Source organism: Kitasatospora sp. NPDC057512, from assembly GCF_042802135.1.
Classification (GTDB): Bacteria; Actinomycetota; Actinomycetes; order Streptomycetales; family Streptomycetaceae; genus Kitasatospora.
Map to the genome: position 1 here is coordinate 1 of NZ_JBHVET010000446.1, position 7,168 is coordinate 7,168.

The following is a 7,168-nucleotide window of genomic DNA, read 5'->3' on the forward strand; positions in this document are numbered from 1 at the left end:
CCCCGGCCCCGGGGTGGCCGACGCCCCGGCGCCGGACCTCCGCCACGGCCGCGACGGTGACCGCCAGGACGGCGAGTTCGCCGACCAGTCGGCGTCGGCCGCTGACCGGCCGCCGGCGTGTCCACAGCAGGGCCGCGCGGGCCGGGAAGGCCAGCAGAGCGATCAGGGTCGCGGCCAGGGCCGCCAGCACCGCGCGGTCCCACCGGGGGGTGGGCAGCAGCACCAGGGCGAGCGCCGTACCGAGCACGGCGGCGGGCAGGACGGTGACCGCCCCCTCGCCGATCAGCCGCCGCAGCACCCCGGCGACGGAACCGCCGCGGGCCCGGAGCAGTCGGATCTCGGCGGCGCGCCGGTCGGTGGTGAGCGCGGCGGCCAGGAACAGCACCACGATGGCGACGCCCGCGACGCCGGCCGGGCCGATCATGCTGAGCGGCAGCGAGGCGCGGTAGCGCTCGTCCGCCCTGGTGAGGACGTCGCGCAGGCCGGAGACGGTGTGCAGGTCGGGGCGCCTGATCGCGTCGTGGAGGGCGGTGGCGTCGCGCCCGGTCAGGAAGGAGCTGATGACGCCGCGGGTACGGTCGAGCTGGTCGGCGTGCAGCGAGGCGGGGTCGACGGGCAGCCGCCAGAAGTTCTCGGCGCTCGAACCCCAGTGGACCATCGCGGGCAGGCTGCCGCCGTCGACGAACCCGCTGGTCGTCCAGTGCTCCTGCTCGGCGTCGGTGTTCAGGCAGGCGCGGGCCGGGCAGCCGAGGTCGTCCCAGAACGGGTCCTGGGGGTCGTTGGCCTCGTAGAGGCCGACCACCACGGTGGTCCGCCGGACGCCCGCGCCCTCGTCGCCGTTGTCGATGACGTCACCGAGCTTGATGCGGATGGTCTCGGCGGCCTTCCTGCTGACCACGATCGGCAGCGGATCGCCGACGGCGCCGGGGGTCGGCCAGGTGCCGTCGGTGAGGGTGGCCCGGGCGGCCAGGTCGTGCAGGTAGAGCAGGCTGAGGACCGGGTACGGCTCCTTGTCCGAGAGGTGGGCGTACCCCGGATTGGTCATGTAGTGGTTGGCCAGGGCGCGGGCACCGTAGGCCTGCCCCGACCGGGACAGCGTCAGCCGCCCGTCGACCTGCTCGACGAGTTGACGCTGCACCCGGTCGAGTTCGGCGGCGTTGTCGTCCTCCCGCGTCTTGGAGGTGCTCTGCAGGCTGGTCGCGTTGATGCCCTTCTGACGGACGAAGGACTGGAGCGCCGTGTCCGCGCCCCGGTCCGTGACGCGGGGGAAGGCCGCCGCCAGGAAGACGGTGACGAACGCGAGGACCGCCATGAGCAGCGCGGCCAGCGGGTTCGCCCGCAGCCTGGTGCGGACCCAGCGCGCGGGGTGCTGGGCGGTGTCGGGGGTGGGCACGCGGGTGCCGGCCTGGGTGGTCACATCTCCTCCACGTGGCGCGGGCGGGCGGCCACGTCTCGACGGCGGCGTCCGATGAGGAAGGCCGACAGCAGCAGGGGCGACCGCGATCGCGGTCGCGCGCGGCGCACTGATCACCGGCGATCGGTCGCCGGATAGCGGACGATGCTGTCAGATTCGATCGATGAACGGAAGGGATTTGCGCGAATCAACTAAGCACTGAACGAATTCCTTGCATTGGCAGGATCCGCGCCGGCGGCAAGCCGTCAGAATGCCATGCGCACTTCACAACTCCGGCTTCACCGCACGCTCTTGACCAGGCGACTTCTCTTTCAGGAATTCTCTACTCGAAACGGTGAACCCGCGAAGCCGCCCCAACCGTTACCCCGGACGGAACCGGACGGCCACCACCCGCCGGGGGCGCCGCCCCGACGACCACCGCCCACCGGGGGCACCTCCCCGACGACCACCGCCCCGACGGCGGCCGGCCCGACAGCGGCCGTGACCGGTCTCCGGTGCCGCCCTCGCCGACGGACCCCGGGCTGGCGTCGCCGACAACCGACACACCGTCACCGTCGGGGCGGGGCGGGGCGCGGGAGATCGTCTCCGCAACGTGGCATATTCCGTCCGCCGGAACGGACTTGGAAGCAGCTTCGTGCACCAGCAAAGTGGTCGCCAGTGAACCGGCACCATCGATACGAGGAGGATGCATGACGCAGACGCCCGTAGCGACAGCCCGGACCTCGACTGGCGCCACCGGCAGGACCTGATGACCTGCACGCCGATCGCCGTACCCGAACCGGTCGCGCGGTCCGTGGCCGGCTACCTCGGCCAATTCCGGCTGGTGTTCGGCGCGTTCGACTTCGCCGTCACGCCTGACGGCACCTGGTCGTTCCTCGAATGCAACCCCAACGGCCAGTGGGCGTGGCAACCGCCCGAGACCACCGACCGCATCGCACACGCACTCGCTGACGAGTTGCAGAGAGGCCCCGACGCATGAGCACGTCCGAAGAGCTGCGCGCCGCCCTGACGGCCGACCTCGCCGAGAGCGGCGCGCTGTCCGACCCGGCATGGATCAAGGCGGCCGAAGCGGTCCCCCGCGAGGTCTTCGCCGGGACGTACTTCCTCCCGGTCGAAGGCAGCGGCCCGACCGCCTACCGGCCGGTGCGCCAGGGGGACCCCGGCTGGTTGGAGGGGATCTACACCGACCGGACGCTCATCACCCAACTCGACGGCCACACCGGCGCGGACGACGCGGACGGACGCCCGGTGGTCGGATCCCCCTCGTCCTCCTCCACCCTGCCGTCCCTCGTCCTCGGGATGTGGCAGCGGCTCGGGACGGACACCGGACACCGCGTCCTCGAAATCGGCACCGGCACCGGCTACTCGACCGCCCTCGGCGCACACCGGCTCGGGGACGGGAACATCACCAGCATCGAGTACGACCCACGGGTCGCCGACCGCGCCGCCGGCGCGCTCCGGGCCGCCGGCTACACGCCCCGCCTCGTCGTCGGCGACGGACTGCGCGGCGACCCCGACGGCGGCGCCTACGACCGGCTGATCGCCACCTGCTCGGTCCGCTACCTGCCGATGCCCTGGCTGCACCAGGTGAAGCCGGGCGGCCGCATCCTGGTCACCCTGTCCGGTTGGAGCTATGCCTCGGGCCTGGCGGAGCTCACCGTGACCGGCCCCGGCGAAGCCACCGGCCGGTTCCTGCCCGGCTACACCAGCTTCATGATCGCCCGCCCGCACGACCGCCCGCCCCGCTCGACCCTCGCCATGCTGCCCGGCGACGAACGGCCGAGCCTGATCGACCCGGCCGTCGTCGACACCTGGACCGGCAGCTGGGTCGCCCAGCTCGCCGCCCCCTCCGCCGAGCGCATGGGCAACGGCGCGACACAGATCCTCTCCGACGTCGCCACCGGCTCCCAGGCCCGCACCTCACCCCGCCCCGACGGAGGATGGACCGTCACCCAGCGGGGCCCGCTACGGCTGTGGGACCGCGTCGAAGAGGCCCTACAGCTCTGGCAGCGGGCCGGCGAGCCGCACCAGGAAGGCTTCGGGATCACCGTCTCGGCGGCCGGACAGCGGGTGTGGATCGGTGCGGAGGACGGCCCGGGCTGGAACCTGCCGATCTGAGCCGGGGCGGCTCGGTGCCGACGGTCGAGAGCTCCTACCACAGCCCGGCGGCCAGCCGGACGGTCACGGCCGCGGTGGTGACGAGCCCGACGTTGAGCGCGATCCGGCGGTCGCCGCCGGTCAGGTGGTGCACCGCCGGGGCCTCACGGGTGTCCAAGACCCGTCCTGCGGTGTCGATACCCGGCGGGTATCGTTGCAGCGTGGAGCTTCGTACCTTGCGGTATTTCGTGGCGGTCGCCGAGGAACTCCACTTCGGCCGGGCCGCCACCCGACTGCACATGACCCAGCCTCCGCTGAGCCGGGCGATCAAGCAGTTGGAGGCCGAGGTGGGGGCCCTGCTGCTCGACCGCTCGCCCGCCGGCGTCTCGCTCACCCCGGTGGGCACGGTGCTGCTCGACGAGGCACGGTCCCTGCTCGACCACGCCGACCGCGTCCGGGCCCGCGTGAGCTCGGCGGCCGGTGCCGCGACCATCACCGTCGGCATCCTCGGCAACCTCACCGACCCCGGCGTGACCAGGCTGGCGGCCGCCTACCGCCGACGCCACCCCGGCATCGACATCCGCATCCGCGACACCGATCTGACCGACCCGACCTGCGGGCTGCGCGCCGCGCTCGTCGACGTCGCCCTCACCCGGGCACCGTTCGACGAGACCGCCCTGACGGTGCGCACGCTGCGAAGCGACCCGGTCGGCGTCGTCCTGCGCGCCGACGACCCGCTGGCCGGCCGCGGCCGACTGCGGCTGGCCGACCTGGACGACCGCCGCTGGTTCCAGTTCCCGCAGGGCACCGACCCCGTCTGGCAGTCGTACTGGAACGGCGGCAGGCCGCACGAGGGCGCCGTGGTGCGCACCGTCCAGGAATGCCAGCAGGCCGTGCTGTGGAACGGCAGCGTCGGCCTGGCCCCGCTCGGACACGACCTGCCCGCGGAGCTGGCCGTGGTACCGCTGACCGACATGCTGCCGAGCCGAGTGGTGGCGGCGTGGAACGAGGGCGACACCAACCCGTTGATCCGGTCCTTCGTCGAGATCGCGACAGCCGCGTACCGCCGCTGAGCACCGGCTACCGGAGCCTCCGGTGATGGCGAACGAGCCACCGCACAAGGGCGTTTGCGGCCGACTTCAGCCGTCCACCGGAACCGGGGCGGGGGAGGCTTCCGACCGCGGCCGTTCCCGGCGGCGTCGGCCGCGTTCGACGATCGCGACCGAGGCGAGCACCACCACGGCACCCGAGACCCGTCCGGCGGTGAGACGGTCGCCGTAGCAGAGGGCGCCGGCGGCGACGGTCACCAGGACCTCGGTGCAGGACAGGATCGCGGCGGTCGGGGCTCCCACCGCCCGCGTCCCGGCGAACAGGCACAACACCGGGACGACGGTGGAGCACAGGGCCAGCAACCCGATCCACGTCCACGCCGCTTCGGACGGCAGCCGCAGCCCACCGGTCGCTGTGCCGAGGGCAGCCAGGCCGGCGCAGGCGCCGGTGCACACCAGTGCGGACAGCAGCGGCGGATCGAGGCTCCTCACCAGGCGGTCGGCAGCCGTCAGGTACAGGGCGTAGGTGACCGCCGCCCCCAGTGCCAGCAGCACACCCGCGGTATCGGCGCCCGGCCCCGCGCCGCCCGGGCCGAGCACGAACAGCACCCCGAGCGCGGAACAGGCCAGTGCGGCCAGCCGGTAGCGGTCGGGAGACTCCCGGCGCAGGGCGAGGGCGAGCAGCGTCACCACGGCGGGGTAGGCGTAGAGCAGCAGCGCGGCCAGCGAGGCGTCGATCCTGGCGACCGCGCCGAAGTACGCCGCCGACTGGACGGCGTACCCCACGGCACCCAGGGCCAGGCCCGCCGAGAGCATCCGCCCGTGAGGGCGGCACGGGTGCTGCGGGTGCTGCGGGTGCTGCGGACGGCGTGGACGGCGGCAGACCACCACGGCCCAGAAGACGGCGGCTGCCACGGCGAAGCGGGCGGTGAGCACGGTGGTGACGCCGGCACCGGTGGCGAAGGCCTGCTTGGCGAACACCGGGGCGAGGCCGAATCCGCTCGCCGACACCAGGCAGAGAACGGCCCCGCGGGCCGCGACACGGGACGGGGGTCGAGTAGTCACACCCAGAAGCTAAGTCCGCCGGATCCATCGAGGTAGCCTTGCTTTCCTCTCGCATCCACAGGAGATTCCTTGATCACGCTCCAGCAGCTGCGCTGCTTCCAGGCCGCCCTGGAACACGGCTCGTTCACGGCCGCCGCAGCCGCACTGGGCTACGCACAGCCGTCGATCTCCGAACAGGTGCGCCTGCTGGAGAAGCACCTCGACACCGGACTGTTCCGCCGGGTGGGCCGGGGCCTGGTCCCCACCGAGGCCGCCCGAGCACTACAGCCCCACGCCACCGCCGCACTGGCCGCGGTCGACGCGGCGGGCCGGGCGGTCGCCTCGGTCCGCCGGGTGCTGACCGGAACAGTCCGCCTCGGTGTGTTCCGCACCGCGCGCCACTACCTCGGCAGTGACCTGGTGACCGACGTCCTGACACGGCACCCCGGACTGCGGGTCGAACTCGTCGGGCCCCACTCCGTCCCGGTGCTGGACCAGCTCCGCCGCGGCGCGCTGGAGGTCGCCGTGGTCGCCCTGCCCTTCGGCGGCGCGGACCTGGCGGTCCACCCGGTGATGCGCGACGAACTGGTCTACGTCAGCGCGGATCCGGCGCGGGCGTCCGCACCCGTCACACCGGCGCAGCTCGCCGCGGCGCAGCTGGTCCTGCCCGATGTGAGCTGGCGCAAGGAGGACTCCACCCGCCGCCACCTGCTGGCCGGCGTGCAGGCGGTGGGCGGCTCACTGCACCCGAGGATCGAAGTGGAGGAGACGGAGACGGCGTTGGAGATCACGGCGGCCGGCCTGGCCGACACGGTCACCTGGCGCGGCGTGCTGCACGGGTTGGCCGAGCGCGTGCCGCCGGGGCTGCACTGGGCCCCGCTGACGCCCCCGCTCCACGAGACCTTCGCTGTGGTGCACCCGCCGAACGCCGAACTGTCGCCCGCCGCAGAAGCGGTGGCGGCACTCGCCACCGCCAGGATGCGGCGGCTGGACACCGCCGTCCGCCACGCCCCGCCCATCGGCTCCTCCGGAGGAGAACCGCTCAGCGCGCCGTGACGGCCGACAAGCGGCGCCGCCGTCCGGTCCTACCGGCGCCGCACCCGTCACCGGGCGGCGTCGAGCTCGGGGCACTCGCTCCGCGTCCTTCCCGCGGCTGCCGGGGATACGGCATGCGCAGTACGCCCGCGGCTCGGTTGTCCGCCGTCCGGCCGGGAATCGCGGGCTCCCGTCATCCGCGGAGGCGATGCGCTGCTACGCCGCGGAGATGACGGCGTCTCAGCCTTCGCGGCGAGGTCGGATCGGAGTTCGCGACCTACCGTTTTCCACATGACCAGACTCCGTCGCACCGCCGTGGCCGCCGTGCTCGCCCTCGTCCTGCCGCTACCGATCGCCGGGGCGGGTTCGGCCTTCGCGGCACCCGGGCCCGCCGCCACCGCCGCTCCTGCCACCGGCGCCGCGCACGAGGCGGCGGCCAGGGCGCTGGGCAGGGCGAGCGCGGCCAGGGCGTACCGGGGGGTCGTTCTCATCGGGCACCGTCCACGGTCCGTGCTCCCAGGGTTTTGGC

At 73.5% G+C, this 7,168-nt stretch carries 7 protein-coding genes and 1 pseudogene; 5 read left to right on the forward strand and 3 right to left on the reverse strand.

Annotation, left to right across the window (positions count from 1 at the left end):
- Positions 1 to 1,417, reverse strand: a 1,417-nt coding sequence (locus tag ACFU6K_RS25660) for a hypothetical protein (protein WP_380666779.1), incomplete at its 3' end; no start/stop codon positions are given.
- 682 nt (positions 1,418 to 2,099) lie between these two features.
- Here ACFU6K_RS25660 and ACFU6K_RS25665 point away from each other — a divergent pair.
- Positions 2,100 to 2,393, forward strand: coding sequence for a hypothetical protein (locus ACFU6K_RS25665; protein ID WP_380666781.1), 294 nt, complete (start codon positions 2,100 to 2,102; stop codon positions 2,391 to 2,393).
- Complete coding sequence (tgmC, locus tag ACFU6K_RS25670; protein ID WP_380666783.1) at positions 2,390 to 3,532, forward strand: ATP-grasp peptide maturase system methyltransferase; 1,143 nt, start codon at positions 2,390 to 2,392, stop codon at positions 3,530 to 3,532. Before ACFU6K_RS25665 ends, tgmC begins: the two co-directional genes overlap by 4 nt.
- A gap of 34 nt (positions 3,533 to 3,566) precedes the next feature.
- On the opposite strand, the gene ACFU6K_RS25675 is transcribed toward tgmC, so the two are convergent.
- Positions 3,567 to 3,689 (reverse strand): hypothetical protein, encoded by a 123-nt coding sequence (locus ACFU6K_RS25675; RefSeq protein WP_380666785.1) that lies wholly within the window; start codon positions 3,687 to 3,689, stop codon positions 3,567 to 3,569.
- A 43-nt stretch (positions 3,690 to 3,732) separates the two neighbouring features.
- Between ACFU6K_RS25675 and ACFU6K_RS25680 the strand changes: the two genes are divergently transcribed.
- A complete protein-coding gene (locus tag ACFU6K_RS25680; protein WP_380666787.1) occupies positions 3,733 to 4,584 on the forward strand; it encodes a LysR family transcriptional regulator in 852 nt (283 codons plus the stop codon).
- A 66-nt stretch (positions 4,585 to 4,650) separates the two neighbouring features.
- Here the strand turns inward: ACFU6K_RS25680 and ACFU6K_RS25685 are convergent, their stop codons facing one another.
- Complete coding sequence (locus ACFU6K_RS25685) at positions 4,651 to 5,625, reverse strand: DMT family transporter (protein WP_380666789.1); 975 nt, start codon at positions 5,623 to 5,625, stop codon at positions 4,651 to 4,653.
- A 69-nt stretch (positions 5,626 to 5,694) separates the two neighbouring features.
- On the opposite strand from ACFU6K_RS25685, the gene ACFU6K_RS25690 reads away from it, so the two are divergent.
- Together ACFU6K_RS25690 and ACFU6K_RS25695 are read left to right on the forward strand one after the other, a co-directional pair.
- On the forward strand, positions 5,695 to 6,660 hold the full coding sequence (locus ACFU6K_RS25690; protein ID WP_380666791.1) for a LysR family transcriptional regulator: 966 nt from the start codon (positions 5,695 to 5,697) through the stop codon (positions 6,658 to 6,660).
- Between the two features lie 270 nt (positions 6,661 to 6,930).
- A pseudogene (locus ACFU6K_RS25695) lies at positions 6,931 to 7,168 on the forward strand (hypothetical protein); the annotation flags it as partial.